The 1,075-nt window shown below is 35.3% G+C and carries 2 protein-coding genes; both read left to right on the top strand.

What is annotated here, in order from left to right; translation table 11 throughout:
* Positions 1-42 precede the first annotated feature (42 nt).
* Positions 43-543 (top strand): hypothetical protein, encoded by a 501-nt coding sequence (locus Q8M88_RS08530; RefSeq protein ID WP_305596355.1) that lies wholly within the window; start codon positions 43-45, stop codon positions 541-543.
* Positions 544-587: 44 nt separating this feature from the next.
* A partial coding sequence (locus Q8M88_RS08525; protein ID WP_305596353.1) for a hypothetical protein occupies positions 588-1,075 on the top strand: 488 nt, incomplete at its 3' end.

Raw genomic sequence — 1,075 nt, 5'->3', positions numbered from 1 at the left:
TTTGTCATGTAGAAGTGAAATCAAAAATTAAAATCAAATAAAATGAAAGCGTTAAAATTAATTGGTATTGGATTTCTGTTGTTTTTTGCTGTTGGGGCACATGCACAAATATCAATACATGTAGATTTAGTCAGCCCGCCACAATGGGGCCCTTCCGGATATTCTGAAGTACGCTATTACTACCTGCCCGATGTGGAAGCTTATTACGATGTTCCATCAGCGATGTTTATTTATTTCAATGGTGTAACGTGGATCCACCGTCGGTCACTCCCCAGTCGGTACAGAAATTACGATCTGTATAATGGATATAAAGTAGTGATGACTGATTATCGTGGCAACGCTCCATATTCGACTTTTAAGAATTATAAATCGAAATATAAAAAAGGATACCGTGGTGAACCGCAAAAAAACTATGGAGAAAGAGCTGAAAGAGAATACTCACATGAAAGAGAATATTCAAAAGGTAGCTCCAGCCAAGGCAACAAACATGACAACGGAAATAAAAAGAATAGTAAAGGCCATGGAAACGGCAAAAATAAATAAGAAATATTAAAAGAAAATATATTCTAAACTAAAAAATCATTCAAATGAAAACAAGAATTTTTGTACTCGCATTGCTTTCCCTGCTTATGATCACAGGGACAAATTTATCGGCTCAGAATAAAACTTATTCCGAAAATCACGGAGGTACCTTTAACTTTGGTTTGGGTATTGGTGGATATTCAGGTTATTATGGGTATGTTGGGCATACATTACCAGTTTTTAACATCAATTATGAATTTGATGTGGCCCAGAATTTCACATTGGCCCCATTTATTTCTTTTTATTCATACAGGAATGATAAATACTACTATAATGAAACCGTAATTCCTATTGGTGTTAAAGGCACATATTACTTTGATCAAATACTCAATGCTAATTCCAATTGGGATTTTTATCTGGCTGGTTCATTAGGATTTGCGGTAGTAAACTCCAGATGGGATAGTGGTTATTATCGCGATGACAGGTATTACCATGAAGTAAATCCATTATTTCTTGATTTACATATAGGTGCCGAATACCATCTCAGTAACCG

Source organism: Phenylobacterium sp. (assembly GCF_030693805.1).
Classification (GTDB): domain Bacteria; phylum Pseudomonadota; class Alphaproteobacteria; order Caulobacterales; family Caulobacteraceae; genus Phenylobacterium.
This window is presented reverse-complemented; position numbering and strand designations above follow the sequence as displayed.